Consider the following 25,955-nt stretch of genomic DNA (forward strand, 5'->3'; position numbering starts at 1 on the left):
GGCGGCCCCCTCCCTCCCGACGTCCGTCCGCCCCCCCCGCGCCGCGGCGCGGCGGCCCACAACGGGTCCGGCCGGGCGCAGCCCACAACGGAACGGCGCGGCCGCCCGCAACGAGGCGCCCCGGCGCCCGGGGTCAGTCGCGGGCCAGGACCAGGGTGGCCGAGGAGCAGAACCAGCCGCCTGTCGCGGAGGCCACGGCCAGTCGGGGGAGGGTGCCGTCGGGGCGGCGGACCTGGAGGCCGGGCGCCTCGCCGCGGAGTTGGCGGACCGCCTCCACCAGGAGGAAGAGGCCCCGCATCCCGGGGTGGCAGGCGGAGAGCCCGCCCCCGTCCGTGTTGACGGGCACCGCCGACTTGTCCGTGACGTACGCCCCGCCCTCGCCCTTGCCGCAGAAGCCGAGGTCCTCCAGGGTCACCAGCGTCATGTAGGTGAACGCGTCGTAGATCTCGGCGACGTCGATGTCGGCGGGGGTGACGCCGGCCCGTTCGAAGGCGAGGCGGCCGCTGACGGCGGCGGGGGAGACGGTGAAGTCCTCCCACGCGGACATCGACGTGTGCGAGGCGTGCTCGCCGGCGCCGAGGATCCAGACGGGGGACTTCGCCAGGTCCGCCGCGTACTCCTCCGCGACGAGCAGCACCGCGCAGCCGCCGTCGCTGCGGATGCAGCAGTGCAGTTTGGTGAAGGGGTCGGCGATCATCGGGCCGGAGAGGACGTCGTCGACGGTGATCGGGTCGCGGAACATCGCCTCGGGGTTGAGCGCCGCGTGGGCCCGCGCCTGGACGGCCACCTCCGCCAGCTGCTCCAGGGTGGTGCCGTACGTGTGCATGTGGCGGCGGGCGGCCATCGCGTACTTGGCGACCAGGGTGTGCCCGTACGGGGCCTCGAACTGGAGCGGGCCGCGCGCGCCGAAGGAGAGGTTGGCGGTGCGGCGGCGGGCCCTGATGTCGGCGCGCGCGGTGGAGCCGTACACGAGCAGCACCGCGTTGGCACGGCCCGCGGCGATGGCGTCGGCGGCGTGGGCGGCCATGACCTCCCAGGTGGCGCCGCCGACCGTGGTGGAGTCCATCCAGGTGGGGCGCAGGCCCAGGTACTCGGCGACCTCGACGGGGGCGAGCGTGCCGAGCCCGGCGGAGGCGAGGCCGTCGACGAGCGAGCGGTCGAGGCCGCTGTCGGCGAGGGCGCGCCGGGCGGCCTGGGCGTGCAGCGCGTAGGGGGTGGCCTCGTCGACCCGGCCGCAGTCGGAGAGCGCGACGCCGGCGACGGCGACCCGGCGGCCCCGGCCGCCGTGTGAGGTGGTGCCGATGGCGGTCATGAATCTGACGGTACATCAGATTCGAGGGGAATGGGGTTCGCCGGTGTCTGGCAACCACCCCTCCTCGGGCCTAGCATGACGGACCGTCAGATACGGAGGGAGTCCCATGGAGACCGCCACCGAGGAACAGCGGGAGATCCGCCGCGCCCTGCGGGACCTGCTCGACCAGCACGCCGGCCCCCCGGCCGCCCGCGCCACCGCCCCGCACCCCGAGGGGTACGACCCCGCCCTCTGGGCCCGGATGTCCGGCGAACTCGGCCTCGCCCGCCTCGCCCTCCCCGAGCTCGCCCTCGCCTGCGAGGAGACCGGACGCGCCCTCGCCCCCACCCCGCTCCTCGCCACCGCCGCCCTCACCGCCCCCCTCGTCGCCGCCCTCGGCACCCCCGCCCAGCGCGCCGACCTGCTGCCCCGCATCGCCGACGGCAGCCTCACCTGCGCCCTCGCCGTCCCCGGCGGCTCCCTCGCCCACGCCCTCGGACTCACCGGCGACAACACCACCGGCGCCTGGTCCGGCGACGGCCGGGCCGGCGGCGTCCAGGCCCGCCCCGCCCCCGGCGGGCCCCCGGACGGCCGGCTCCTCTACGGCGAGGCCGACCAGGTCCTCGACGGACACAGCGCCGGCCTCCTCCTCGTCGCCGCCCACACCGGCGGCTTCGCCCGCAGCCGTACGCTCCTCCACCTGGTCCGCACGGCGGACGCCGGACCCGGACTCGTCCGCACCCGGCACGCCGGCCTCGACCCCACCCGCTCCCCGGCCCGCGTCCAGCTCCGCGACGTCCCGGCCGAACTCCTCGGCGAGGACCCCGCCGACCCCGCCGCCATCACCCGCGCCCTCGCCGCCGCCGGCCGCACCGCCGCCGTCCTGCTCGCCGCCGAGGCCGCCGGAGCCGCCCGCGCCGCCCTGGACGGCGCCCTCCGCCACGCCGCCGCCCGCGACCGGCACCGCCTCGCCGACCTGCACGTCCAGATCGAGACCGCCCGCACGCTCACCCACTGCGCCGCCCGTGAACCGGGACCCGGACCCGAGAGCGGCCCCCTCGCCCTCGCCCAGGCCCTCGACGCCCTCCGCGCCGCCGCGGCCGAAGCCGTACCGCCGCACGACGCCGACCGCTACGGCCGCCGCGCCGCCGCCGACGAGCTGCTCTTCGGGCCCGCCGGACGCCTCCGGGCCCGCGCGGCGGAACGCACCGGACTCCTCGGAGAGGCGGCCGCCTGATGCCCGTCAGACCGAACCCCCGAGCGGGACTCGGGGTGCGACTCGTCCAGAAGGTCTCCTCGACCCGCGCCTTCGCCCGCGTCGCCCCCCGCGTCATCCCCGCCCTCGACAAGGCCGTGCACCGGATCAGCGGGGGAAAGACGCTGCTCAGCACCCGGATGCTGCCCGGCGTCGTGCTCACCGCGACGGGCGCGAGGAGCGGGCGGACCCGCACCACCCCGCTCGCCTGCATGCCGGAGCCCGACCGCGGGACCTGGCTGCTCATCGGCTCCAACTTCGGCCGCCCCGGCCACCCCGCCTGGACGGCCAACCTGCTCGCCCACCCGGACGCCGAGATCAGCTGGAAGGGCGAGACCATCCCCGTACGCGCCGAACGGCTGACCGGGGAGGACCGGGCCGCGGCCTGGAAGGCGGCCCTCGCCTTCTGGCCCCCGTACGCCTCCTACCAGGCCCGGATCGACCGCGAGATCCGCCTCTTCCGCCTCACCCGCAGATGACCGGGAAAGACCCCGGACACGACGACGCCGACGGCGGTCCCGCCCACTCGGGGCGGTGGCCGGCGTCGGCGTCGACGACAGGACGGGTGAAGGAGAAGGCTCCGGGCGAACCGCCCGGCAGGGACGTCGGGGCTATCTCACCGGCTTCTTGCCGGTGATGCCCAGATGCACCAACAGGGCCAGGTTCGGCTTGAGTTCGGCCTGCTTCACGCCCCAGGTGGTGAAGCCCTTCTGATGGCCGGCGACCGCGGCCAGCATCGCCACCAGCGAGCCCGCCATCGCCGCGGCGCTGACCTCCTTGTCGATCTTGCCCTTGGCCTGGAGCTCCTTCACCGCGTCCGTCAGCGAGTTGGTGACCGAGTTCAGGATCTTCATGCGGATCTTGTAGAACCGCTTGTCGCCCTCCGCGGCGCCGAGGTCCACGACCCGCAGGATCGCGTCGTGCTTCCGCCAGAAGTCGAGGAAGCCGTCGACGAGTTCCTCGGAGGTCTGCCAGGCCGCCTTGCCGACCCAGGAGCGCCCGGAGACCAGCTCGGTCAACCCGGCACCCTCCTTCGCCATTTCCTCCGCGAGCTCCAGGACGGCGCCCTCGACGTCCGGGAAGTACTGATAGAACGTCGCGGGTGAAGTACCCGCCTTCCGGGCCACGTCGATCACCTTGACGTCCCGGTACGGCGAGGAGCTGAGCATCTCACCGAGGCAGTCGAGCAGCTTCTGCCGCGTCGCCTGGCCGCGTCGTCCGGCCACGCGGCCGTCGACGGTGCGTACTTGTCCTGTCATGCCGTCAGCTTACCGAGGGGGGATCGGCGCGCGATTCGGCCGACTGCAAATGGGGTGCACCCCGTTCCCCGAGGTCGGCGGGGGTCTCCTCGGCGCGTCGTGGGACCGGTTCAGGCCACGGCACCCGCCCCCCGCCCCGGACGGCGCACACCGGAGCGCGCCCCCGCCCCCGCCGCCCTAGCGTGGAGGCATGGCCGTATACACAGAGGGCACCCCCTGCTGGGTGGACGCGCAGCTCCCCGACCTGGAGGCGGGCAAGCGCTTCTACGGCGAGCTCTTCGGCTGGACCTTCGACGACGACCGCGACGAGGCCCTGCTGGACGGCCGCCGGGTCGCCGGGCTGCTCCCCAAGCGGGACGGCCGCATGCCCACCACCTGGACCGTCTACCTGGCCACCACCGACGCCGGCACCGTCGCCGCCCGCGTCAAGGCGGCCGGCGGGCAGATGGTGATGGAGCCGTACCCGGTCGGCCCCTTCGGCGTCCTCGCGCTCGCCGCCGACCCCGGCGGCGCGGTGATCGGCCTGCGCCAGTCCGGCGACGACGACGGCTTCGAGGTCGTGAACGAACCCGGCTCGTTCTGCTGGATGGAGGTCTACACCCGCCGCCCCGGGCCCGTGGACACCTTCTACGCCTCCGTCTTCGGCTGGCTCGGCCGCCAGGCCGACCCCGCCGAGGAGGGCAAGGAACCCGGCTTCGACTACCGCGTCTGGTCCCCGCCCGGCTCCCGCGCCGGCGACGACAGCGCCTTCGGCGGCCGGGCCGTCATCACCGACGCCTTCCCCGCCGAGATGCCCGGCCACGTCCTCGTCTACTTCGCCGTCCGGGACTGCGACGAGGCGTGCGCCACCACCGTCCGCCTCGGCGGCCGGGTCGCCGAACCTCCCGCCGACACCCCCTACGGCCGGATCGCCGTCCTCCACGACAACCAGGGCGCCCGCTTCGCCGTCCTCGCCGAACCGACCCCCGCCGACTCCCTCGCCGTGCCCCGGGAGTCCGCCGCCCTCTCCACCGACACGGCCCCCCTCGCCGCCCCGGCACCCCCCACCTCCACCCTCTCGGAGCCCCCCGCCGACACGTGAGCGTTCCGCTCCGTATGAGGTGTGACACCCCGATCCGCCCCCGGGTTCGCAACAAGGGCTCCGGACAGGAAGAATCAGCCCCCAGGGCCGTACCGTCATGGCCCGTACGGGGAGGTGGCAGGCAAGTGGAACAGCTGACGCAGCACGACCCGAGACGCATCGGGCCCTTCGAGGTGCTGGGCCGGCTCGGCGCGGGCGGCATGGGTCTGGTCTATCTCGCGCGGTCGGCGTCGGGCCGGCGCGTGGCGATCAAGACCGTGCGCACGGAGCTCGCGGAGGACCAGCTGTTCCGGGTCCGCTTCACCCGGGAGGTCGAGGCCGCCCGGGCGGTGTCCGGGTTCTACACGGCCGCCGTCGTCGACGCCGACCCGCGCGCCGCCGTGCCGTGGCTGGCGACCGCGTACGTCCCGGCGCCCTCGCTGGAAGAGATAGTGAACGAGTGCGGGCCGCTCCCGGCCCAGGCCGTCCGGTGGCTCGCCGCCGGTGTCGCCGAGGCCCTGCAGTCCATCCACGGCGCCGGGCTCGTCCACCGCGACCTCAAGCCGTCCAACGTCCTCGTCGTCGAGGACGGGCCCCGGGTCATCGACTTCGGCATCGCGTCCGGCGTCTCCAACACACGGCTGACGATGACCAACGTCGCCGTGGGCACCCCGGCCTACATGTCGCCCGAGCAGGCCCGCGACTCGCGCAGCGTCACCGGCGCCAGCGACGTCTTCTCGCTCGGCTCCATGCTGGTCTTCGCCGCCACCGGGCACGCGCCCTTCCACGGCGCCAACCCGGTGGAGACCGTCTTCATGCTGCTCCGCGAGGGCCCCGACCTGGAGGGCCTGCCGGACGAGCTGCGGCCGCTCATCGAGGCGTGCATGCAGATGGACGTGGCCCAGCGGCCGAGCCCGGCCGACCTCCAGGCCATGCTCGCCCCGCACCTCTTCGGTCCCGGCAGCGACGACAGCGGCACCGCCTCCGCGTGGCTGCCCGAGTCCGCCGTCACCATGATCGAGACCCGGCGCGGCGGCCGGCCGGCCCCGCAGCCGCCGGTCACCCCGCCGCCGATGCCGCCGCGCCCGCCCGTCCCGTACGACGGCCGCGATCCGCGCGACCCGGAGCCCGCGCACGTGGGCGGCCGGCACGCCGGCCCGGCGGAGGAGTCCGGCGGTCCGGTGCGGCTCGGCGGCGCCACCGTGCCGATCGGCCCCGGCCCCCGGGTCGCCGACACCCGGGCGGCGCTCGCCGTCGGCCAGGCCGCCGACCCGCACGCCACCGGCTGGCTCCGGCCGCCCGGCGGGGAGGCCGCGCCCGCGCCGGCGCCGGAGCCCCCGGTCGTACCGCCGCAGCCCACGCCGGGGGCCTGGCGGCCGTGGCGTTTCCGCATGTCGAACGATGTGTGGGGGACGCCGGTCGTCGACGGCGACCTGCTCTACGTGACCTCCTTCGAGGTGCACGCGCTGGACACCGCGTCCGGCCGGCGCCAGTTCAAGACCCGGGACGTGGCCTGGTCGATGGCGGTGGCCGGGGGCCGGATCCACGCCTCCGACGGGCCGACGCTGTACGCGCTGGACGCCGCCGACGGCAGCGAGCGCTGGCGGCTGCGCACCGACGCCTGGGTGTACTCCCTCCGGGTGGACCGGGGCACCGTCGTCACCGGCACCCGGGGCGGCGGCGTCCAGGGCTGGGAGGCGTCGAACGGCGCCAAGCTGTGGGAGATCACCGGCTGTCAGACGGACTTCGAGACCCCGGAGGCGGGCCCGGCGATCCACGGCGACACCGTGTACGTGTGGCGGGACGCCCGGCTCCAGGCCCTCGACGCCCGCACGGGCACCGAGCGCTGGTCGTATCCGATCGGCGACGCCGCGTCCTGCGGGCACGTGCCGGTCCGGGTCGCCCCGGCCGAGGACGGCTGCGTGTACGTCTCCGCCGGCACCCGCGTGCTGTCCGTCGACATCGCCGCCGGGCACGTCCGCTGGCACTTCGAGGCGCCCGCCGTCTTCCTCTCCCCGCCCGCGTTCGCGCCCGGCCCCGCGGTGACCGGCGGCGGCGTGTACCTGGCCGACCACCTCGGCACGGTGTACGCGCTCGACGCCACCACCGGCCAGGACCGCTGGCGGATCGCGACCGAGCAGCGCCAGTCGGCCGAGCCGGTGCTGGTCGCGGACGGCAACGTGCACGTCGGCAGCGGCAGCGCGCTCTACACCCTGGACGCGGTCACCGGCACCCCCCGGTGGCGGTTCGCGGCCGGCTCCGAGCTGGTCGGCACCCCCGTCGTCGCCGACGGCCGGGTCCACTTCGGCTCCGCCGACCACGTCCTCTACACCCTGGACGCGACCGGCGGACAGCTCCGCTGGAAGCTCGCCACCGGCGGCGAGATCACCGGCTCGCCGGTGGTGCGGAACGGGGTCGTGTACGCGTGCAGCAAGGACCGCTGCGTGTACGCGCTCGACGCGGCGAAGGGCACGGCCACGGGCCGGGGCTCGGCCGCCCGCTAGGTCCTGTCGTCACACTCCCGTCGTCGCCCGAAGGGCGGCCCCGCGGCGTCAGGTGCGTGCTCTCGGCGTGCCGGGTGGAAGTCCTCGTACTGGACCCGGCGCGGCGTACGGCATGGACCGGGTCTCCGCGTCGTACGGGTGCTCCGCCGGGGTCTCCCCGGGCGGCGGCCCGTCGAGCGTCGGGTGCGTGGGCGGCGGCCCGGCCGGCTCCAGCCGGTGGCGCCTGGCGCGGCCGGACATGACGAGCGCGCCGAGCAGCAGCAGGATCCCGCCGCCGAAGGCGTTGGCGACGCCGTCGCCGAGGCCGCGCCCGTCCCCGGAGACCACCAGGCTCCCCTCGGCCTGCCCGACCCGGACCATCCACAGGACGGTGAAGCCGAGGACGACCAGACCGGCGACGGCGACGAGCACGCGGGAGCGCAGCACCACGCCGAGGACGGTGACGAGGGCGGCGAAGGCGAACGGCAGCAGGATCGAGCCGATCACCTCGGCCCCGGTGTCGGTGATGCCGGTGAAGAGGTCCTCGATCGGATAGTCGCTGCCGTGACGGCCGTCGTACCAGGCACGGAAGGGGCTCCAGACGGCGGCCGTCGCTCCGGCGAGGGCCAGGACCGAGCCGACGACGTTGCGGATCATCGATCGGCCTCCTCGGGGGCTTCGCGGTCCGGCTCTCGCTGTCGACGCTACGCCCGGAGCCGGGGGGCCGCCACGCGGGATGCGGCTCCTCGCTAGGGTGTGGCGGCACATGACGGACGGGGAGGACGGCGATGGTACGGACGCGGTTGAAGATGGCGGCGACGCTGACGGTGGTGGTGCTGGCGCTGACCGGCTTCCAGACGAGCAGCAGCGGCGGCGGCAAGGGCGGCAGCGGCAAGAGCAGCAAGAGCGGCGGTGGCTGCTCCAGCGACAAGAAGGACAACGACGACTACAGCGGCTCCGGGGCGAGCGGCGGCAGCGGCAGCGACTACACGGCCGAGCCGACGGCCACGGCCTCCCCGACGGGCACCCTGAACGTGACCGTCGTCGACTGCGTGAAGCCCGCCCAGAAGAAGCGCAAGGGCAAGCCGGCCCGCAGGGCGGACACCTCGGCGACGGTGCGGATCGTCAGCGAGGCGTCGTTCGGCACCACCGAGCTCTACAAGGTGACGCTGGACTTCAAGAGCGCCACCGGGGCCGTGGTCGACTCGCGGACGACGACGCTGCGGGTGGAGGACGGCGGCCAGAAGGACTTCGAGGTGAAGATGGCGAAGCCCGGGGCCGTGGACAAGGTGCGGAACTGCGAGATCCGCGTCGACGACGTGGACGCCTACTAGACACACGGACGGCCGCCGGGCGCCACGCCGCCCGCGCCGGGGCTACCGCGTCCGGTAGCCCGCCCCCCGTCCCGTGAACAGCTCCGCCTGCCGGTCCGCCGGCAGGTTGCCGAGGGTCACCAGGTGGGGCGCCTGGGCGAGGGCCTGAGACCTGACGGCCTCCCTGGCCGTCCACAGGGCCCGTACGGTGCCCTGCACGGCCTCGGTCGGGTACGAGGCGACGACGGCCGCCGCCTCCCGCGCGGCGGCGAGCGCGCCGCCGGGTTCGGTCACCTCGCTGACCAGGCCGGTCTCGTACGCGCGCCGGGCGGAGATCCGTTCGGCGGAGCCCATGAGGGCCATCCGGGCGACCTCCCCGAAGGGCATCCGCTGCGCCATGTGGATGGTCTCGAAGGCGCTGACCATGCCGTAGGTGGTGTGCGGGTCGAAGAAGGCCGCGGTCGCGCCGGCGATCAGGAACTCGGCCTCGCCGAGCAGGTAGAAGGCGCCGCCGCAGGCCATCCCCTCCACCGCGGCGATCACCGGTTTCCACAGGTCGTTGGCCTTGGGCCCGATCGTGAGCAGCGGGTCGTCGATGGTGTACGGGGAGGAGGGCTGCGGCAGCCGGCCGGCGTCGTCGCGGTCGACGCCGGTGCAGAAGGCCCGGCCGCCGGCGCCGGTGAGGACGACCGCCCGGATCTCGTCGTCGTACCGGAGGCCCCGCCAGACGGCGGCCAGTTCGCCGGCCATGGCGAGGGTGATCGCGTTGAGGCGTTCGGGCCGGTCGAGGGTGACGACGGCGACGCCGGTCGCCTTGTCCCGTTCCAGTGAGACCGTCATCCGCGTTCCAGGATCCAGCGCGGGACGGTGATGCCGTCGATCTCGGTGAAGGCGACGCGGACGGGGGCGCCGATCCGCAGGCGGGCGGGGTCGAGCGAGTTCAGGGGCGCGTCGGGGGCGGTGACCACATTGCCGGCGAGGCGGATGCGGGGGGCGTCGGCGAGTTCGACGAGGACCGCGTTGTAGGGGGCCTGGGCGGCGTAGTCGGGGAGCAGCGGCGGATGCGGGAGGACGTACGACCAGATCCGGCCGCGGCCGGACATGCGCCGCCACTCGGTGGCGAAGGACTGGCAGTGCGGGCAGCAGGGGCGGGGCGGGAAGCGGAGCTCGCCGCAGTCCTCTTCGGCGCACGCCTGAATCCGCAGCTCGCCGCGGGCGGTGAACTCCCAGAAGGGGGCGCCGTCTTCGTCGATGACGGGGTTCAGCATCGGGTCAGCTCCTGAGGAGTAGGGCCGAGGTGGGGACGCCCTCGCCGGCCGTGACGAGGCAGGTGGCGGCGGAGGGGACCTGGGCGGTGGAGGTGCCGCGGAGCTGCTTCACGCCCTCGTTGATGAGGTTGAAGCCGTGGACGTACGCCTCGGAGAGGCCGCCGCCGCCGGTGTTGAGGGGGAGCCGGCCGCCGAGTTCGAGGGCGCCGCCCTCGGTGAAGGCGGCGCCCTCGCCGCGGCCGCAGAAGCCGTAGCCCTCCAGGGAGAGCGGGATGAGGGGGGTGAAGGCGTCGTAGATCTGGGCGACGTCGACGTCCTGGGGGCCGAAGTCGGCGGTCTTCCACAGGTGGCGGGCGGCGGTCCAGGCGGGACCGGTGAGCGGGTCGTCGTTCCAGTAGTTGACCATGCCGTGGTGCTGGGCGGGCAGGCCCTGGGCGGCGGAGTGGACGTAGACGGGCTTCTGCCGGCAGTCGCGGGCGCGTGCGGCGGAGACGACGACGCAGGCGAGGGCGCCGTCGGTCTCCAGGCAGTTGTCGAAGAGGCAGAGGGGTTCGCTGATCCATCGGGAGGTCATGTACATCTCGCGGGTCAGCGGGCGCTCGTACATGATCGCGGCCGGGTTCTGGTTGGCGCGGTTGCGGCAGGCGAGGGCGACGTTGAAGAGGTGGTCGCGGGTGGCGCCGTACTCGTGCATGTAGCGGCGGGCGAGCATGCCGATCTCGTCGGCGGGGCGGAGCAGCCCGTAGGGGCGGGTCCACTGGCCGGGGGTGGGGAGCTGGACGGCGGTGTTCTTCCAGGGGCGGGGGCCGGAGCCGCGTTTGCGGGAGCGCCAGGCGACGCCGACGCTCGCCTGGCCGGTGGCGACGGCGGCGGCGAGGTGGGCGACGGTGGCGCAGGAGCCACCGCCGCCGTAGCCGACCTTGGAGAAGAAGGTGACGTCGCCGGCGCCGATGGCCTTGGCGACCTCGACCTCGTCGGTCTCCTCCATGGTGTAGGAGGCGAAGGCGTCGACCTCGGAGGGGGCGATGCCGGCGTCGTCGAGGGCGGCGAGGATCGCCCGGCAGGCGAGCGCCTTCTCGGTCTCCGGGAGCTGTTTCGCGAAGGCGGTCTGTCCTATGCCGACGATGGCGGTGGCGTCCTTGAGCACCGGACCTCCTCATGGGGCAGCACTGCTGACAGCGCGTCAGGCTACAACTAATCTGACGGATAGTCAGCTACTGGTCGGCTACCGGGAGGTTGGGGATGGACGTGCGCGGTGACCTGGAGTGGGGCACGATCCCGGGGCTCGTCCGGTGGGCGGGGGAGCGGTACGGCGGGCGGGAGGCGGTCGTCGACGGCCGTGCCCGGATCTCGTACGCCGAACTCGCCGACCGGGTCGAGCGGTCCGCCGCGGCCTGCCTGGCCACCGGGATACGGGCCGGGGACCGGGTCGCGGTGTGGGCCCCCAACAGCCTCGACTGGATCGTCGCCGCCCTCGGCGCCGTCACCGCCGGCGCCGTCCTCGTCCCCCTCAACACCCGCTTCAAGGGCACCGAGGCCGCCGACGTCCTCGCCCGCTCCCGCGCCCGGCTGCTCTTCGTCACCGGCACCTTCCTCGGCACCTCGTACGTCGCCTCGCTGCGCCGCGCCGGGGTGCCCCTGCCGCACCTGGAGCGGGTCGTCGTCCTCGGCGACACCGCGCCCGACGAGGCCGAGTGGACCACCTGGAAGGCGTTCCTCGCCGAGGGCGACCGGGTCCCGGCGGAGCGCGTACGGGCCCGTGCCGACGCCCTCGACCCGGACAGCCCCTCCGACGTCGTGTACACCTCCGGCACCACCGGCCGCCCCAAAGGTGCCGTCATCAGCCACGCCCAGAGCCTGCGCTGCTACGCCGAGTGGGCCGCGCTCGCGGGGCTCGCGGAGGGCGACCGGTACCTCGTCGTGAACCCGTTCTTCCACACCTTCGGCTACAAGGCGGGCGTCCTCGCCTGTCTGATGCGCGGCGCGGTGATCGTGCCGCAGTCGGTCTTCACCGTCGACACCGTCCTCGCCAACATCGCCGCCGAGCGGATCAGCGTGCTCCCCGGCCCGCCCACCCTCCACCAGTCGCTCCTCGACCACCCGGCCCGCGCCGCCCACGACCTCTCCAGCCTCCGCCTCGTCGTCACCGGCGCCGCCGTCGTCCCGCTGCTCCTGGTCGAGCGGCTCCGCTCCGAGCTGGGCATCGGCACCGTCCTCACCGCCTACGGCCTCTCGGAGGCGAGCGGCCTCGTCACCATGTGCCGCCGCGACGACCCCGACGAGACGGTCGCCACCACCTCCGGCCGGGCCGTCCCCGGCGTCGAGGTGCGGCTCTCCGGCACGGGCGAGGTGCTGGTCAGGGGGTACAACGTGATGCGCGGCTACTTCGAGGACGAGGAGGCGACGGCCGCCGCGATCGACGCGGACGGCTGGCTGCGCACCGGCGACGTCGGCGTCCTCGACGCGGCCGGGAACCTGCGGATCACCGACCGGCTCAAGGACATGTTCATCGTCGGCGGCTTCAACGCCTACCCGGCCGAGATCGAGCAACTCCTCGGCCTGCACCCGGACATCGCCGACGTCGCCGTCATCGGCGTCCCCGACGCCCGGCTCGGCGAGGTCGGCAAGGCGTTCGCGGTGCGCCGCCCGGGCGCGCGGATCACCGCCGACGACCTGATCGCCTGGTCGCGGCGGGAGATGGCGAACTACAAGGTGCCCCGGCAGGTCGAGTTCGTGGCGGAGCTGCCGCGCAACGCGAGCGGGAAGGTGGTCAAGGGAGAGCTGCGGCAGCGGGGTTGAGGCGGGCGGGGGACGGTGCCGGGGGCGGGGGCTGCCGGGGGCGGCTGCGGGCGGTTGCGGGCGGTTCGGGCAGGGGAGGTCGTCGGGAGCCGGTTCCGGGCGAGTGTTCCGGAATATTGGAATCCCCTTACGGAAAGCCCTCCGTGGACGCAACCAGTCCGCCGCGTGTACACGTCATAGAGGCGCGCACTCCCCGTCCCCCTCCGACCCGAGGAGCAGCAGGTGTCCACCCAGGAGATCCCCCTCACCCTCACCCCGCAGCAGGCCGCCACCGGCGTCGTCATCCCGGTCACCCTCCCGACCGGCCCCACCCAGCTCCACGTCCCGCCCTGCCGCCACGGGGACCTCGTCCCCGTCCAGCTCGCCGGCGGGACCGTCCTCCTCCGCATCACCGTCGCCGGCGGCCAGACCGCGCAGCAGGGCAGGTCCGGCGTCGCCGGCTGCCTCGTCCCGCTCCTCGTCATCGGCGCGATCATCGGCGGCCTGTACCTCTTCAACGCCAACGACGAGAAGGACACGCCCGACGCCCGGCCCACCTTCCCCACCTTCTCCGTCTCGCCCTTCCCCAGCCTCGACCTCGGCGACCTCGCCCCCTCGGCGACCGCCACCCCCACCGAGGAGGAGCCCGACCCGTACGACAAGGGCACCTGCCTCAACGGCACCCTGCCGGACTCGGAGACCGCCCAGTCCGTCAGCGGCGTCGAGGAGGTCTCCTGCTCGGCCTCGGACGCCCACTACAAGGTCATCCAGACCTTCCCCTTCACCTCCGACATGAACAGGTGCAACTCCAACCCCAAGACCGAGTACGCCTTCTCGCACCGCTACACCATGAACGGCACCACCATCAGCGAGTACGTCTACTGCCTCGTCGGCCTCGGCTCCTACGCCCGCAGCTAGCCCCTCCCACGGCGCAGCAGCACGACCCCCGCCTCCCGCCCGGCCGACGGTGCCGGCCTGGGCTTCCCGTCGCCGGAAACCTCGCCACCACCCACGGCGGCACCCTCACGATCGAGGCCCGGAGAAGGACGGCGCCCTGCTGGCGGCCCGCTTCCCGGCCCCCTGACGGCCCCCGGAACGCCCGCGGGCCCGAACCACGCTGTGGTCCGGGCCCTGCGTGACGCTGCGGGGGTCAGGTGAGGTGCAGGCTGTCGATGCCGTCACCGGTGACGTGCACGTTCTCCGTGGTGGTGACGTGCACGTTCTCCGTGGTGGTGCTGGTGACGTGCACGTTGGCCATGGCCGGAGAGGCCGTGCCGGCGGCGACGGCGGCCGCGATCGCGGCCGTGGCGAGGAGACGCTTGGTGCGGGTCACGTGCAAACTCCCTGTATCGGTGCAGATCCGGTTCGAGTCTTCCGCGGGCGTCTCCAGCGGGCCACATGGAAGGTGATACTCCATCAGGTCCCGCCCACCCGGACGAGAAGAGGGGCCGGGCGTCTGCCCGGCCCCTCCTGTCGGTGGTCCGATCGCGTTGCTCGCGGTCCCTGCCGGACGAATCCCCCCTGGTTCCGTCCGGAGTCCCCCGGGACCGTGTGCTCCCCCGTCGACCGGGCCCCCTTGGATGGCACCGGCAGCTCCCCCGAAGTCGCCGCCGGTACCGTCGTCCCCGTGGGGAAATGGCCTACTTGACCGGCTCCGTGGTGACGTGGAGGTTGTCGGTCGAGGCGCTGCCGTCGCCGAGGACCTTGTCCGCGATGGCGTCGGCCGGCTCCGAGGTGACGTGCAGGTTCTTGGTGCCGATCTGCTCCGTCTCGCCGCCGGTGACGTGCAGGTTTTCCGGCTTGGTGGTCGGGTCGATCTCGGCCATGGTGTTCCCCTCCTGGTGGATGGCTTGCATGCGGTGTTCGGGGGAGCCCGCCCGGCTGTTCCCCCGTGGACGGTCGGACGGGCTCCCATGGGCCGCTCACCCTAGTGCGTAGGTGTGACAGCCTCTGCTGCGACCCGCCTGCCCCCCGACGCGACGGATCGTTGAGACAACTCTGGCCCGCGGCGATAAACGAATGATGAACGCCCGCCGGAGACCTGGGCGTCAGGCCGCGGCGTGGGGCGCGAGCAGCCCTCTGACCTCCGCCGATTCCGGCGATCCCAGTTCCTCGTAGATGTCGAGCGCTTCCTGCCAGCACACCTGGGCCCGGCCCGACTGGCCGATGGCGGCGAGCGCCCGGCCGAGCACGGTGAGCACGTTGCCGCGCCGCCAGTCGCCGCCGATGCCCCGCAGCACCGACAGGGCCTTCTCGGCTCCAGCGGCCGCTGCGCCGTACCTGCGGGCGGCGATGTCGACCTCGGCCAGACGGAAGAGGGTCATGCCCTCCCACAGCCGCTGCCGGCTCTCCTCGAAGACGCCGAGCGCTTCGCGGAGGCGGTCGGCCGCGGTGTCGAGCTGTCCGTTCTCGGTGAGTGCCAGTCCCAGCGCGTACCGGCCGTTCGCTCCCTTCAGGGAGTGCCCCATGTCGTCGTACATGGCCGCCCCCTGCTGGGCCATGCGGACGGCGTCCTCCCGCTGTCCGGCGGCCAGCCGGAGCCGCGACAGGTTGCACAGGGCCGACGCCTCGCCGGCCCGGTCGCCCACGCTGCGGAACTCCGCGATGGCCAGGGAGAAGTGACGGTCCCCGTCCTGGTGCCGAGCCTGGTAGAGGGCGACGGCGCCCCGGACGTTGAGCGCCCAGCACATGGGCAGGCGGTCGTCCACGGACCCGGCGAGGTCGGTCACCTCTGCCGCCTCCCGTTCCGCCTGGTCGAAGCGGCCCTGGTAGTGGTGGACGTACGCCAGCGTGATCGCCGCCCGCCCCTCCGCCCGTACGTCGCCCGCCTTCGCCGCCGCCTCCCGCAGGACCGTGGCCACCGCCTCGTACTCCTTGGAGTTGGCGCCGGACTCCGCCAGGTCGAGGGACGCCCAGAGGAGGTCCACGGCGCGGCGGAGGGTCGTGGGGGAGGAGGCGGACTGGCGGACGCAGGCGAGGAGGCAGTGGGACTCGGCGTAGAGCCAGTCCTGCGCGTCGTGGCGGTCGGTGAAGGCCAGGCCCTCGTACGCGGTGCGCTCCAGGTGGTCGACCAGCCGGTCGCCGGGGCGCTCGATGGCGTACACCCGGGCCGCCGTCGACAGGTAGAAGTCGAGGAGCCGGGAGAGCGCCGCCTCCTTCTCCGTCGGCGGGTGCTCGTCCCGGTCGGCGCAGGCGCGCGCGTACAGCCGGACCAGGTCGTGGTAGCGGTAGCGGCCGGGGGCGGCCGATTCGAGGAGGGACGTGTCGACCAGGGCCTCCAGGAGGTCCTCCGTGTCCCAGAGGGGCAGGTCGAGGACGGCCGCCGCCGCTGCCAGGGAGATGTCGGGGCCGTCCGCGAGGCCCAGGAGGCGGAAGGCCCGCGCCTGGGCCGGCTCCAGCTGCCCGTAGCCCAGCTCGAAGGTCGCCTTGACCGCGAGGTCGCCGGCCTGGAGCTCGTCGAGGCGCCGGCGCTCGTCCGCGAGCTTCGCGGCCAGGACCGAGACCGTCCAGGTACGGCGGGCCGCCAGGCGCGAGGCGGCGATGCGGATCGCCAGCGGCAGGAAGCCGCAGGCCGCGACCACGTCCAGCGCCGCCTCCCGCTCCGCCCGCACCCGCTCCTCGCCGACGATCCGGGTGAAGAGCTGGAGCGCCTCCTCGGGGGACATGACGTCCAGGTCCACGAGGTGCGCGCCCGCCAGGTCGACCATGCGGATGCGGCTGGTGACGAGCGCGGCGCAGCCGGCCGTGCCGGGCAGCAGGGGGCGGATCTGGGCGGCGTCCCGGGCGTTGTCGAGGAGGATCAGCACCCGGCGGCCGTCCAGCGTCGAGCGGTAGAGGGCGGCCCGGTCCTCCAGGGAGTCGGGGATGGCCGAGTCGGGGGTGCCGAGCGCGCGCAGGAAGGAGCCCAGGACGGTCTCGGGCGCGGCGGCGCGGGCGCCCGCGCCCTGGAGGTCGACGTACAGCTGCCCGTCGGGGAAGTGCGGCCGGGCCTCGTGGGCGACGTGCACGGCGAGGGTCGTCTTGCCGACGCCGCCGATGCCGGCCAGCGCCGAGACGGCCATGACGGAGCCCTCGGCGGTGGCGAGCCGCGCGCCGAGTTCGCGGACGAACGCCGCCCGGCCGGTGAAGTCGGCGACGGTGGCGGGGAGCTGGGCGGGGCGGGAGACGGGCGCGGCGGCGGGCGCCTGCTCCTCGACGGGGCGGGCCAGCTCGGTGTCGCCCTGGAGGATGCGCTGCTGGAGCCGGGAGAGTTCGGGGGTCGGGTCGACGCCGAGCTCGTCGGCGAGGAGCCGGCGGGTGTCGGCGTACACGGCGAGGGCCTCCGCCTGCCGTCCGCTGCGGTAGAGCGCGAGCATCAGCAGTTCGCGCAGCCGCTCGCGCAGCGGGTGCGCGGCGGTGAGCGCGGTCAGTTCGGAGACGGCCTCGGCGTGGGCGCCGATCTCCAGGTCGACGTCGACGCGGGTCTCCAGGAGGGTGAGCCGCCACTCCTCCAGGCGGGTCCGCTGGGCGTCGGCGTACGGCCCGGGGACGGAGGCCAGGACCTCGCCGTCCCACAGGTCGAGGGCCTCGGCGAGCCGGGCGCGGGCGGCGGCCCGGTCGCCGGCGGCCCGCAGCCTCTCGGCCTCGGCGGCCAGTTCCCGGGCGCGGGTGAGGTCGAGCGCGGTGGTGCGCAGCGCGTAGCCGCCGGACTCGCTGACCAGCACTTCGGCGCCGAGGACCTTGCGGAGCCGGGAGGCGTACGTGCGGAGCGCGGCGAGCGCCTGGGAGGGGGGTTCCTCGCCCCAGAGCGCGTCGATGAGCTCGGCGGCGGTGGCGGTGCGGCCGCCGCGCAGGAGCAGGGCGGCGAGCAGGGCCCGCTGCTGGGGCGAGCCGGTGGCCAGCGCCTCCCCGTCCCGCCAGGCCCGTACGGGCCCGAGCACGCCGAACCGCAGCCCGGTGCCGGCGTCCGGGGCGGTCGACGTCTCCGCCGGCGCGCCGACCGGTTGCCCCTCGTCCGTCCGCGCCCGCTGCCGGGGCACGCCGAATCCGGGCCCGGCCCCGTGCTCGCCGGGGCCCCGCGCCGGGACGCGCGGCCCGTTGTCCTGACCCATGGCTCCCCCTGCCCCTACCGGTGGTATCGCCCCAGACAGTCTGCCTTGTCCGGAGGGAGCGCGTCAGCATCGGGGCTCCGTTGTGGAGGACCTGTGACCGGCACCGGCCGTCACGATAGCTGACGGTTCGTCAGATCAGCGCTACCGTGGAGGACATGGAGACCCAGGAGACCTTCCCCAGGATCATCTCGGTGGACGACCACACCGTGGAGCCCCCGCACGTCTGGCGCGACCGGCTCCCGTCCCGGTACCACGACACCGGCCCGCGGATCGTCCGCGCCCCGCTGAAGGAGATGACCTTCCTCGGCGGCAAGTTCGCTCCCGTCATGGGCGCGCCGGGCGACGAGGGCCCGATCGGCGACTGGTGGGTCTACGAGGACCTTCACCGACCCCTCACCCGGCTCGACACGGCCGTCGGCTACGACCGCGACGAGATACGCCTCGAGGTCATCACCTACGAGCAGATGCGGCCGGGCTCCTTCTCCGTCCCGGACCGGCTCGCCGACATGGACGTCAACCACGTCCAGTCCGCGCTCTGCTTCCCGACCTTCCCGCGCTTCTGCGGCCAGACCTTCACCGAGGCGGCCGACCGCGAGCTCGGGCTCCTCTGCGTCCGCGCGTACAACGACTGGATGGTCGAGGAGTGGTGCGGCCCCGAGGCGCACGGCCGGCTGATCCCGCTGACCCTCATCCCGCTGTGGGACCCGGAGCTGGCCGCCGCCGAGGTGCGGCGGAACGCGGCGCGGGGCGTGCGGGCGGTCGCCTTCTCCGAGATCCCGCCGCACCTGGGGCTGCCCTCGGTCCACACCGACCACTGGGACCCGTTCTTCCGGGCCTGCGACGAGACCGGCACGGTCGTCGCGATGCACATCGGCTCGTCCAGCCGGATGCCGTCCACCTCGGCGGACGCGCCGCCGGCGGTCGGCTCCACGATCACCTTCGCCAACTGCTGCTTCTCGATGGTCGACTGGCTGATGAGCGGCACGTTCGAGCGCTTCCCGAACCTGCGGATCATGTACGCGGAGGGCCAGATCGGCTGGATCCCGTACATCCTGGAGCGGGCGGACGTGGTCTGGGAGGAGAACCGCGCGTGGGGCGGCGTCGCCGACAAGGTCACCCGGCCGCCGTCGGAGCTCTTCGCCGGGCACGTCTTCGGCTGCTTCTTCGACGACGCCTTCGGGCTGCGCAACCTCGACGCGATCGGCGCGGGAAACGTCCTCTACGAGACGGACTACCCGCACTCGGACTCCACCTGGCCCAAGTCGAAGGAGGTCGGCGAGGCGCAGATGGGCCACCTGCCCCCGGACGTCGTCGACCGCATCGTCCGCGGCAACGCCATCGACCTGCTGGGGCTGACGCCGGAGGGCCTCTGGAGGCCGTGACGCGCGGGGGCGGGGCCGCACGTCACGCGCGGAGCGGCCGGCCCCGTCCCGGCCTGTGCCCGGGCGTCCCGGACGTTGTGCTCGCTCAGGTCGGGCGCGTGCCGGGCGACGGTCCGGTAGTCGTCATCGTCGTGGAGGACGGTCAGTCCGTGGTGAGCGGCGGTGGCTGCGATGATCAGGCCGACGGCCGAGGCGCTCCGGTGCTCGCCGGCTCTCGCCATCCGGCGCTGTACGGAGTCGATCCAGCGGCCGGCGTTCTTGCGCACCGCGACATCGGGGTAGAGCTCGGCGAACATCTCGGCGATCTCGTCGTACTCGCGGCCGTTCCGGGCGCTGTGCAGGAACTCGGCGGGCTGGGGGTGGCGCGACGCGATCGACGCCGAGTCGATGGCGTCGTGCTGCCGCCCGCGCGGCGATACGGCGGGCCCCTTGCCTGATGGCCCGTCAGGCGACAGCATGGCCCCGTCGCCATAACTGACGAAGCGTCAGATGAGGGGGTTCCCATGGTGGTCTACGGGATGCAGCTGCCCGTCCAGTCCCAGTCCGCGATCTACGCCGAGCCGTGGGAGGCCGCCGCCGGGCCGGGGGACCTGCTCGCCGTCGCGCGGGCCGCCGACGCGCACGGGTTCGACTACGTCGCCTGCTGCGACCACGTGGCCATCCCGCGCCGGCTCGCCGCCGGGATGAGCACCGTCTGGTACGACCCGGTCGCCACCCTCTCCTTCCTGGCCGCCGCCACCGAGCGGGTCCGGCTGCTCTCGCACGTCGCCGTCGTCGGACTGCGGCATCCGCTGGTCACCGCCAAGGCGTACGCGACCGTCGACCACCTCTCCGGCGGCCGGCTGGTCCTCGGGGTGGGGGCCGGGCACGTGCAAGAGGAGTTCGAGGCGGTCGGGGCGGACTTCGCGCGGCGCGGCGCGGTCCTCGACGAGACGATCGACGCGCTGCGGGCGGCGCTCGGCCCGGAGGAGTACCCGGAGCACCTGGGGGAGCGGTTCGCCTTCAAGGACCTCGGGCAGCGGCCGCGGCCCGCGCAGCAGCGGGTCCCGGTCTGGGTGGGCGGCTCCTCGCCGGCGGCCGTGCGGCGGGCCGCGCTCAAGGGCGACGGCTGGCTGCCGCAGGGCGACCCGCGGGACGTGCTGGGCCGCCGGATCGAGCGGATCCGTCGGCTGCGCGAGGAGGCCGGGCTCGCGGACCCCTTCGTCGTCGGCGCGATCGCCGAGCCGCTGTACGTCGGCACCCCCGGCTGGGAGGTCGGGCGGCGCACGCTCGCCGGCCCGCCGGAGGAGCTGGCGGCCTCGCTCCGGGCGTACGGGGCGATGGGCGTCGGCCAGCTCCAGGTGCGGTTCCGCAGCCGGAGCCGTACCGAACTCATCGACCAGATGGCGGCCTTCGGGTCGGAGGTCGCCCCCCACCTGTAGGGAGTAGGCGCATGGGCAAGCTGGACGGGCGGGTCGCGATCGTCACGGGGGCGGCGCGCGGGCAGGGCGAGCAGGAGGCGCGGCTCTTCGCCGCCGAGGGGGCGAAGGTGGTCCTCGCGGACGTGCTGGACGGCCCCGGCGAGGCGCTCGCCAAGGAGCTGGGGGAGGAGCGGGCCGCCTACGTCCACCTGGACGTGACCCGCGAGGAGGAGTGGGCGGACACGGTCACCGCCGCCAAGGAGCGGTTCGGGAAGATCGACGCCCTGGTGAACAACGCCGGCATCCTCCGCTTCAACGACCTGCTCTCCACCCCGCTGGAGGAGTTCCAGGCGATCGTCTCGGTCAACCAGACCGGCTGTTTCCTGGGCATCCGGGCGGTCGCGCCGGAGATCGCGGCGGCCGGCGGCGGCACGATCGTGAACACCGCCTCGTACACGGGCCTGACCGGGATGGCCGGCGTCGGCGCCTACGCGGCCTCCAAGCACGCGGTGGTCGGCCTGACCCGGGTGGCGGCGCTGGAGCTGGCCCCGAGGGGGATCCGGGTGAACGCCGTCTGCCCCGGCGCGATCGACACCGCGATGAGCAACCCGGAGGGGGTGGACCCGGCCGCCACCGCCGAGCTGTACCGCACCCTGGTGCCGCTCGGCCGGATCGGCCGCCCGGCGGAGGTGGCGGCCCTCGCCCTCTTCCTGACCTCGGAGGACTCCTCGTACGTGACGGGCCAGCCCTTCGTGATCGACGGCGGATGGCTGGCCGGGGTCTCCCTGTTCTGACCACACCTGATGGATCGTCAGGTATTGACACGGCGTAGTGCATCCAAGAATCTGACGACACGTCAGAAACTCACGAGGACGGTGACTTCCGTGGAATTCGGGATCTTCGTACAGGGATACGTCGGCAAGCGCGCCGAGACCGATCCCGAAGCCGAGCACAAGGCCCTCATGGAGGAGACCGAGTACGTCATCCAGGCCGACAAGTCGAACTTCAAGTACGCCTGGGCCTCCGAGCACCACTTCCTGGAGGAGTACTCGCACCTCTCGGCCAACGACGTCTACCTGGGCTACCTCGCCCACGCCACCGAGCGCATCCACCTCGGCTCCGGCATCTTCAACCCGCTCGCCCCGGTCAACCACCCGGTGAAGGTCGCGGAGAAGGTCGCCATGCTCGACCACCTCTCGGCCGGCCGCTTCGAGTTCGGCTCCGGCCGCGGCGCCGGCTCCCACGAGATCCTCGGCTTCTTCCCGGGCATCACCGACATGAACCACACCAAGGAACTCTGGGAGGAGACCATCGCCGAGTTCCCCAAGATGTGGCTCCAGGACGAGTACGCCGGCTTCCAGGGCAAGCACTGGTCCCTGCCGCCCCGCAAGATCCTCCCCAAGCCGTACGGCGCCTCCCACCCCGCCATGTGGTACGCCGCCGGCTCCCCCTCCTCCTACGCCATGGCCGGGAAGATGGGCCTCGGCGTCCTCGGCTTCAGCGTCCAGAAGGTCTCCGACATGGAGTGGGTCGTCGAGTCCTACAAGAACGCGATCAAGGAGGCCAAGGCGGTCGGCGACTTCGTCAACGACAACGTCATGGTCACCTCGACCGCGATCTGCGCCGAGACCCACGAGAAGGCCGTCGAGATCGCCGTCGGCGGCGGACTGAACTACCTCCAGTCGCTGCTCTTCCGCTACCACGACACCTTCCCCCGGCCCGAGGGCATCCCCGAGTGGCCCGAGCTGCTCCCCGAGTACTCGGCCGAGATCATCGAACTCCTCATCGCGGAGGAGCTGATGATCTGCGGCGACCCGGGCGAGGTGCTCGCGCAGTGCCGGCGCTGGGAGCAGGCGGGGGCCGACCAGCTCTCCTTCGGACTGCCGATCGGGATCTCCTACGAGGACACGATGAACACGATCAAGCTGATCGGCGAGCACGTGATCCCCGAGATCGACACGGACCCCGTCCACCGCACCACCCGCTTCCGCCAGTCGGCCGGCGCGTGAAGGACGGTGCCCACCCCTGCTCCGTCGTGGGCAGGCGTCCCGCCCTGCAGGACGCCTGCCCACACGGGCGACACGCGAGGCGTCGGCTTCCCGGGCCGGGCGTCTCGTACCCGCCCCGGCCGGCGGCCGTTCCGCGGCGGCCCCGGCCGGGGCACACGCGTGGCCTTGGACAGAAAGGGACGTCATGCTCGACCACCTGATCAAGGGCGCCACCGTCGTGGACGGCACCGGCGCCCCCGCCCGCGTCGCCGACGTCGGCATCCGCGACGGCCGGATCGTCTTCCCGCCCCCCGGCGCGGAAGCCCGTACCACCGAGGACGCCACCGGACTCGTCCTCGCCCCCGGCTTCGTCGACCCCCACACCCACTACGACGCCCAGCTCTTCTGGGACCCGTACGCCACCCCGTCCATGAACCACGGCGTCACCACCGTCGCCGGCGGCAACTGCGGCTTCACCCTCGCCCCGCTCCACCCCGACCGGCCCGAGGACGCCGACTACACCCGCCGCATGATGTCCAAGGTCGAGGGCATGGCCCTCGCCGCGCTCGAGGAGGGCGTCGACTGGAGCTGGTCCACCTTCGGCGAGTACCTCGACGCCCTGGAGGGCCGGATCGCCGTCAACGCCGGCTTCATGGTCGGCCACTGCGCCCTGCGCCGGTACGTGATGGGCGAGGACGCCGTCGGCGGCGAGGCCACCCCCGAGCAGCTGGCGCGGATGACCGCCCTCCTCAAGGAGGCCATGGAGGCCGGCGCCTGGGGCCTGTCCACCACCCAGTCGTCCACCCATTCCGACGGCGACGGCGCCCCCGTCGCCTCCCGGCACGCGAGCCCCGCCGAACTGATCGCCCTCTCCACGGCGGTCGGCGAACACGAGGGCACCCAGCTGGAGGCGATCCTCGCGGGCTGCCTCGACCAGTTCTCGGACGCCGAGATCGACCTCTTCGTCGAGATGACGGCCGCCGCCGGCCGCCCCCTCAACTGGAACGTCCTCACCATCGACGCCGCCGTCCCCGAACGCGTCCCCCGCCAGCTCACCGCCTCCGAACGGGCCCGCAAGTCCGGCGGCCGGATCGTCGCCCTCACCATGCCGATCCTCACCCCCATGAACATGTCGCTCGGCACCTTCTGCGCCCTCAACCTCATCCCCGGCTGGGGCGAGATCCTGGGCCTCCCCGTCCCCGAGCGGATCGCGAAGCTCCGCGACCCGGACGTCCGCGCCGAGATGCTGCGCCGCGCCGACTCGAAGGAGGCCGGCGTCTTCCGCCGCCTCGCGCACTTCGGCCGGTACGTCATCGGCGACACGTACAGCCGCGAGAACGAGGGCCTCACCGGCCGGGTCGTACGGGACATCGCCGCCGAACGCGGCCAGGACGCCTTCCAGTGCCTCGTCGAGATCTGCGCCAACGACGACCTCAGGACCGTCCTGTGGCCGATGCCGACCGACAACGACCCGGCCTCCTGGGCGCTGCGCGCCGAGACCTGGCAGCACGAGGACGTCATGCTCGGCGGCTCCGACGCCGGCGCCCACCTGGACCGCATGTGCGGAGCCCCGTACACCACCCGCTTCCTCGGCGACTGCCTGCGCGGCCGGAGGCTGGTGCCGCTGGAGCAGGCCGTGCGGATGCTCAGCGACGACCCGGCCCGGCTCTTCGGCCTCCGCGAGCGCGGCAGGATCGCCGAGGGGTACCACGCCGACCTGGTCCTCTTCGACCCGGAGCGGATCGACGCGGGACCGGCGACCCTCGTCCACGACCTGCCCGGCGACAGCCCGCGCCTCGACTCGCGGGCGGTCGGGATCGTCTCCGTCCGCGTCAACGGCGTGGAGACGGTCAGGGACGACGAGGTGACCGGGGCGATCCCGGGCAGGGTGCTGCGCTCGGGCCGCGACACGAGGACGGTGGACACCCGGTGAGGACCGAGCGGCTCTTCATCGGCGGGGAGTGGACCGCGCCCGACGGCGGCCACTACGAGGTGGTCAACCCGGCCACCGAGGAGACCGTCGGGCTCGCCCCCGAGGCGTCCCGGTCCCAGGTGTACGGGGCGGCCGCCGCCGCCCGCGACGCCTTCGGGCGCTGGTCGAGGACCAGGCCCGAGGAGCGGGCCGCGATCCTCGACCGGGCCGCCGCGATCATGGCCCGTGACGCCGACGCGCACACCGTCCTCGCCCGCGCCGAGACCGGCGCCACCACCGGCACCGCCCGGGGCATGCAGGTCGCCGTCGGCGCCTCCCGCTTCCGGCGGTACGCGAAGGGCGCCCTGGAACCGGTCGAGGAGGCCCTGCCGCCGCAGATCAACGAGGCCGGCCCGATGGGGAGGGCCGGCGTCTTCGGGGCCGTCGCGGTCCGCCGCCCGGTCGGCGTCGTCACGTGCATCACCTCGTACAACAACCCCTGGGCCAACCCGGCCGGCAAGATCGCGCCCGCCCTCGCCATGGGCAACACCGTCGTGGTGAAACCGGCCCCGCAGGACCCGCTCTCCGTCTTCGCCATGGTCCGCGCCCTGGAGGAGGCCGGCGTCCCGCCGGGGGTGGTCAACCTGGTCACCGGCTCCGCGCCCGCCGTCGGCGAGGCCGCCGTCGACTCCCCGGACGTCGACATGGTCTCCTTCACCGGCTCCACCGCCGTCGGCCAGGCCATCGGCGAGGTCTGCGGGCGGGCCATGAAGCGGCAGCTGATGGAGCTGGGCGGCAAGGGCGCCGCGCTCGTCTTCGACGACGCCGACCTGGACTCGGCCGTGGCGGGCATCGGCACCACCTTCGCCTTCTACAGCGGCCAGATCTGCACCGCCCCCACCCGGGTCCTCGCCCAGCGCGGGATCTACCGGCAGCTGGTCGAGAAGCTGACCGGCCACCTCGCCTTCATGAAGGTCGGCGACCCGGCCGAGCAGGGCACGGTCGTGGGCCCGGTGATCTCGGCGGCCCACCGCGACCGGGTGGAGTCGTACGTGGAGCTGGGCCGCAAGGAGGGCGCCACGGTCGTCGCCGGCGGCGAGCGCCCCGCCTTCGACCGCGGCTTCTACGTGGCCCCGACGCTGCTCGCCGACTGCACCAACGAGATGCGGGTGGTGCGCGAGGAGATCTTCGGCCCGGTCGTCGTGGTCGTCCCCTTCGACGACGAGGAGGAGGGGATCGCGCTCGCCAACGACAGCGACTACGGCCTGCTCGACTACGTCTGGTCCGGGGACGTGGCCCGCGCCTTCCGGGTGGCCGCCCGGCTGCGGGCCGGCGGGGTCGGGATCAACACGATCGGCCGGAACATGGAGGCGCCGTTCGGCGGCTTCAAGAAGAGCGGGGTCGGCCGGGACGTGGGCTCGTACGCCCTCCACGCCTACAGCGAGCTGCAGGCGGTGGTCTGGCCGGGCTGACCGG

General features: G+C 73.9%; 22 protein-coding genes and 1 pseudogene. 13 read left to right on the top strand and 10 right to left on the bottom strand.

The window, feature by feature from the left end:
* Positions 1-133 precede the first annotated feature (133 nt).
* The gene (locus IF73_RS0129400; protein ID WP_031013413.1) at positions 134-1,312 is read right to left on the bottom strand and encodes a thiolase C-terminal domain-containing protein; all 1,179 of its coding nucleotides are present in this window, start codon (positions 1,310-1,312) and stop codon (positions 134-136) included.
* A gap of 106 nt (positions 1,313-1,418) precedes the next feature.
* Between IF73_RS0129400 and IF73_RS0129405 the strand changes: the two genes are divergently transcribed.
* Entirely contained in the window at positions 1,419-2,528 is a 1,110-nt protein-coding gene (locus IF73_RS0129405) for an acyl-CoA dehydrogenase family protein (protein ID WP_031013414.1), read from the top strand.
* Positions 2,528-3,025: a nitroreductase/quinone reductase family protein gene (locus IF73_RS0129410; protein WP_031013416.1), complete on the top strand. Its 498-nt coding sequence runs from the start codon at positions 2,528-2,530 to the stop codon at positions 3,023-3,025. The genes IF73_RS0129405 and IF73_RS0129410 overlap by 1 nt, the downstream gene beginning before the upstream one ends.
* A gap of 132 nt (positions 3,026-3,157) precedes the next feature.
* Here the strand turns inward: IF73_RS0129410 and IF73_RS0129415 are convergent, their stop codons facing one another.
* The gene (locus IF73_RS0129415; protein ID WP_031013417.1) at positions 3,158-3,805 is read right to left on the bottom strand and encodes a TetR family transcriptional regulator; all 648 of its coding nucleotides are present in this window, start codon (positions 3,803-3,805) and stop codon (positions 3,158-3,160) included.
* Positions 3,806-3,995: 190 nt separating this feature from the next.
* Between IF73_RS0129415 and IF73_RS0129420 the strand changes: the two genes are divergently transcribed.
* Positions 3,996-4,886, top strand: coding sequence for a VOC family protein (locus tag IF73_RS0129420; RefSeq protein WP_107049356.1), 891 nt, complete (start codon positions 3,996-3,998; stop codon positions 4,884-4,886).
* Between the two features lie 125 nt (positions 4,887-5,011).
* Entirely contained in the window at positions 5,012-7,369 is a 2,358-nt protein-coding gene (locus IF73_RS0129425; protein ID WP_031013419.1) for a PQQ-binding-like beta-propeller repeat protein, read from the top strand.
* Positions 7,370-7,417: 48 nt separating this feature from the next.
* On the opposite strand, the gene IF73_RS0129430 is transcribed toward IF73_RS0129425, so the two are convergent.
* Complete coding sequence (locus IF73_RS0129430; protein ID WP_031013421.1) at positions 7,418-8,005, bottom strand: hypothetical protein; 588 nt, start codon at positions 8,003-8,005, stop codon at positions 7,418-7,420.
* Between the two features lie 152 nt (positions 8,006-8,157).
* Between IF73_RS0129430 and IF73_RS0129435 the strand changes: the two genes are divergently transcribed.
* On the top strand, positions 8,158-8,682 hold the full coding sequence (locus IF73_RS0129435; protein ID WP_234338375.1) for a hypothetical protein: 525 nt from the start codon (positions 8,158-8,160) through the stop codon (positions 8,680-8,682).
* Positions 8,683-8,724: 42 nt separating this feature from the next.
* On the opposite strand, the gene IF73_RS0129440 is transcribed toward IF73_RS0129435, so the two are convergent.
* Genes IF73_RS0129440 through IF73_RS0129450 form a run of 3 tightly spaced genes read right to left on the bottom strand, consistent with a single transcriptional unit; the run spans position 8,725 to position 11,076 of the window.
* Entirely contained in the window at positions 8,725-9,501 is a 777-nt protein-coding gene (locus IF73_RS0129440; RefSeq protein ID WP_031013424.1) for an enoyl-CoA hydratase/isomerase family protein, read from the bottom strand.
* The gene (locus IF73_RS0129445; protein ID WP_031013426.1) at positions 9,498-9,929 is read right to left on the bottom strand and encodes a Zn-ribbon domain-containing OB-fold protein; all 432 of its coding nucleotides are present in this window, start codon (positions 9,927-9,929) and stop codon (positions 9,498-9,500) included. The genes IF73_RS0129440 and IF73_RS0129445 overlap by 4 nt, the downstream gene beginning before the upstream one ends.
* 4 nt (positions 9,930-9,933) lie before the next feature.
* Complete coding sequence (locus IF73_RS0129450) at positions 9,934-11,076, bottom strand: lipid-transfer protein (RefSeq protein WP_031013428.1); 1,143 nt, start codon at positions 11,074-11,076, stop codon at positions 9,934-9,936.
* A gap of 101 nt (positions 11,077-11,177) precedes the next feature.
* Between IF73_RS0129450 and IF73_RS0129455 the strand changes: the two genes are divergently transcribed.
* Positions 11,178-12,728 (top strand): FadD3 family acyl-CoA ligase, encoded by a 1,551-nt coding sequence (locus tag IF73_RS0129455; RefSeq protein ID WP_031013430.1) that lies wholly within the window; start codon positions 11,178-11,180, stop codon positions 12,726-12,728.
* A gap of 222 nt (positions 12,729-12,950) precedes the next feature.
* On the top strand, positions 12,951-13,625 hold the full coding sequence (locus tag IF73_RS0129460; protein WP_031013432.1) for an LppU/SCO3897 family protein: 675 nt from the start codon (positions 12,951-12,953) through the stop codon (positions 13,623-13,625).
* 232 nt (positions 13,626-13,857) lie between these two features.
* Here the strand turns inward: IF73_RS0129460 and IF73_RS0129465 are convergent, their stop codons facing one another.
* The 3 genes from IF73_RS0129465 to IF73_RS0129475 form a co-directional block, all read right to left on the bottom strand.
* Positions 13,858-14,040, bottom strand: a complete 183-nt coding sequence (locus IF73_RS0129465; protein ID WP_031013444.1) for a hypothetical protein — start codon at positions 14,038-14,040, stop codon at positions 13,858-13,860.
* Positions 14,041-14,347: 307 nt separating this feature from the next.
* On the bottom strand, positions 14,348-14,533 hold the full coding sequence (locus IF73_RS0129470) for a hypothetical protein (RefSeq protein ID WP_031013445.1): 186 nt from the start codon (positions 14,531-14,533) through the stop codon (positions 14,348-14,350).
* 222 nt (positions 14,534-14,755) lie between these two features.
* Positions 14,756-17,797, bottom strand: a complete 3,042-nt coding sequence (locus IF73_RS0129475; protein ID WP_078868312.1) for an AfsR/SARP family transcriptional regulator — start codon at positions 17,795-17,797, stop codon at positions 14,756-14,758.
* Positions 17,798-17,952: 155 nt separating this feature from the next.
* Here IF73_RS0129475 and IF73_RS0129480 point away from each other — a divergent pair, with 155 nt between their 5' ends.
* Positions 17,953-19,179, top strand: coding sequence for an amidohydrolase family protein (locus tag IF73_RS0129480; protein ID WP_031013448.1), 1,227 nt, complete (start codon positions 17,953-17,955; stop codon positions 19,177-19,179).
* Between the two features lie 65 nt (positions 19,180-19,244).
* On the opposite strand, the pseudogene IF73_RS42885 reads toward IF73_RS0129480, so the two are convergent.
* A pseudogene (locus IF73_RS42885) lies at positions 19,245-19,637 on the bottom strand (hypothetical protein); the annotation flags it as partial.
* Between the two features lie 45 nt (positions 19,638-19,682).
* Between IF73_RS42885 and IF73_RS0129490 the strand changes: the two are divergent.
* The 5 genes from IF73_RS0129490 to IF73_RS0129510 all read left to right on the top strand — a co-directional run bounded on the left by IF73_RS0129490 (position 19,683) and on the right by IF73_RS0129510 (position 25,951).
* Positions 19,683-20,600 (top strand): TIGR03619 family F420-dependent LLM class oxidoreductase, encoded by a 918-nt coding sequence (locus IF73_RS0129490; RefSeq protein ID WP_031013451.1) that lies wholly within the window; start codon positions 19,683-19,685, stop codon positions 20,598-20,600.
* 11 nt (positions 20,601-20,611) lie between these two features.
* Positions 20,612-21,373, top strand: coding sequence for an SDR family NAD(P)-dependent oxidoreductase (locus IF73_RS0129495; protein ID WP_031013453.1), 762 nt, complete (start codon positions 20,612-20,614; stop codon positions 21,371-21,373).
* A gap of 90 nt (positions 21,374-21,463) precedes the next feature.
* Positions 21,464-22,588, top strand: a complete 1,125-nt coding sequence (locus tag IF73_RS0129500; protein WP_031013455.1) for an LLM class flavin-dependent oxidoreductase — start codon at positions 21,464-21,466, stop codon at positions 22,586-22,588.
* A gap of 184 nt (positions 22,589-22,772) precedes the next feature.
* Entirely contained in the window at positions 22,773-24,500 is a 1,728-nt protein-coding gene (locus tag IF73_RS0129505) for an N-acyl-D-amino-acid deacylase family protein (RefSeq protein WP_031013458.1), read from the top strand.
* Positions 24,497-25,951 carry an aldehyde dehydrogenase family protein gene (locus tag IF73_RS0129510; RefSeq protein WP_031013460.1) on the top strand — a complete coding sequence of 485 codons (1,455 nt, stop codon included), beginning with the start codon at positions 24,497-24,499 and terminating at the stop codon, positions 25,949-25,951. The genes IF73_RS0129505 and IF73_RS0129510 overlap by 4 nt, the downstream gene beginning before the upstream one ends.
* Positions 25,952-25,955 lie beyond the last annotated feature (4 nt).

It is taken from the genome of Streptomyces sp. NRRL F-5727 (assembly GCF_000719555.1).
Classification (GTDB): Bacteria; Actinomycetota; Actinomycetes; order Streptomycetales; family Streptomycetaceae; genus Streptomyces.

Bases quoted from the DNA above. Each gene is read 5' to 3' on its own strand.
- IF73_RS0129400 (WP_031013413.1), bottom strand. From the start codon at position 1,312: ATGACCGCCATCGGCACCACCTCACACGGCGGCCGGGGCCGCCGGGTC.
- IF73_RS0129405 (WP_031013414.1), top strand. From the start codon at position 1,419: ATGGAGACCGCCACCGAGGAACAGCGGGAGATCCGCCGCGCCCTGCGG.
- IF73_RS0129410 (WP_031013416.1), top strand. From the start codon at position 2,528: ATGCCCGTCAGACCGAACCCCCGAGCGGGACTCGGGGTGCGACTCGTC.
- IF73_RS0129415 (WP_031013417.1), bottom strand. From the start codon at position 3,805: ATGACAGGACAAGTACGCACCGTCGACGGCCGCGTGGCCGGACGACGC.
- IF73_RS0129420 (WP_107049356.1), top strand. From the start codon at position 3,996: ATGGCCGTATACACAGAGGGCACCCCCTGCTGGGTGGACGCGCAGCTC.
- IF73_RS0129430 (WP_031013421.1), bottom strand. From the start codon at position 8,005: ATGATCCGCAACGTCGTCGGCTCGGTCCTGGCCCTCGCCGGAGCGACG.
- IF73_RS0129435 (WP_234338375.1), top strand. From the start codon at position 8,158: ATGGCGGCGACGCTGACGGTGGTGGTGCTGGCGCTGACCGGCTTCCAG.
- IF73_RS0129440 (WP_031013424.1), bottom strand. From the start codon at position 9,501: ATGACGGTCTCACTGGAACGGGACAAGGCGACCGGCGTCGCCGTCGTC.
- IF73_RS0129445 (WP_031013426.1), bottom strand. From the start codon at position 9,929: ATGCTGAACCCCGTCATCGACGAAGACGGCGCCCCCTTCTGGGAGTTC.
- IF73_RS0129470 (WP_031013445.1), bottom strand. From the start codon at position 14,533: ATGGCCGAGATCGACCCGACCACCAAGCCGGAAAACCTGCACGTCACC.
- IF73_RS0129475 (WP_078868312.1), bottom strand. From the start codon at position 17,797: ATGGGTCAGGACAACGGGCCGCGCGTCCCGGCGCGGGGCCCCGGCGAG.
- IF73_RS0129480 (WP_031013448.1), top strand. From the start codon at position 17,953: ATGGAGACCCAGGAGACCTTCCCCAGGATCATCTCGGTGGACGACCAC.
- IF73_RS0129490 (WP_031013451.1), top strand. From the start codon at position 19,683: ATGGTGGTCTACGGGATGCAGCTGCCCGTCCAGTCCCAGTCCGCGATC.
- IF73_RS0129495 (WP_031013453.1), top strand. From the start codon at position 20,612: ATGGGCAAGCTGGACGGGCGGGTCGCGATCGTCACGGGGGCGGCGCGC.
- IF73_RS0129505 (WP_031013458.1), top strand. From the start codon at position 22,773: ATGCTCGACCACCTGATCAAGGGCGCCACCGTCGTGGACGGCACCGGC.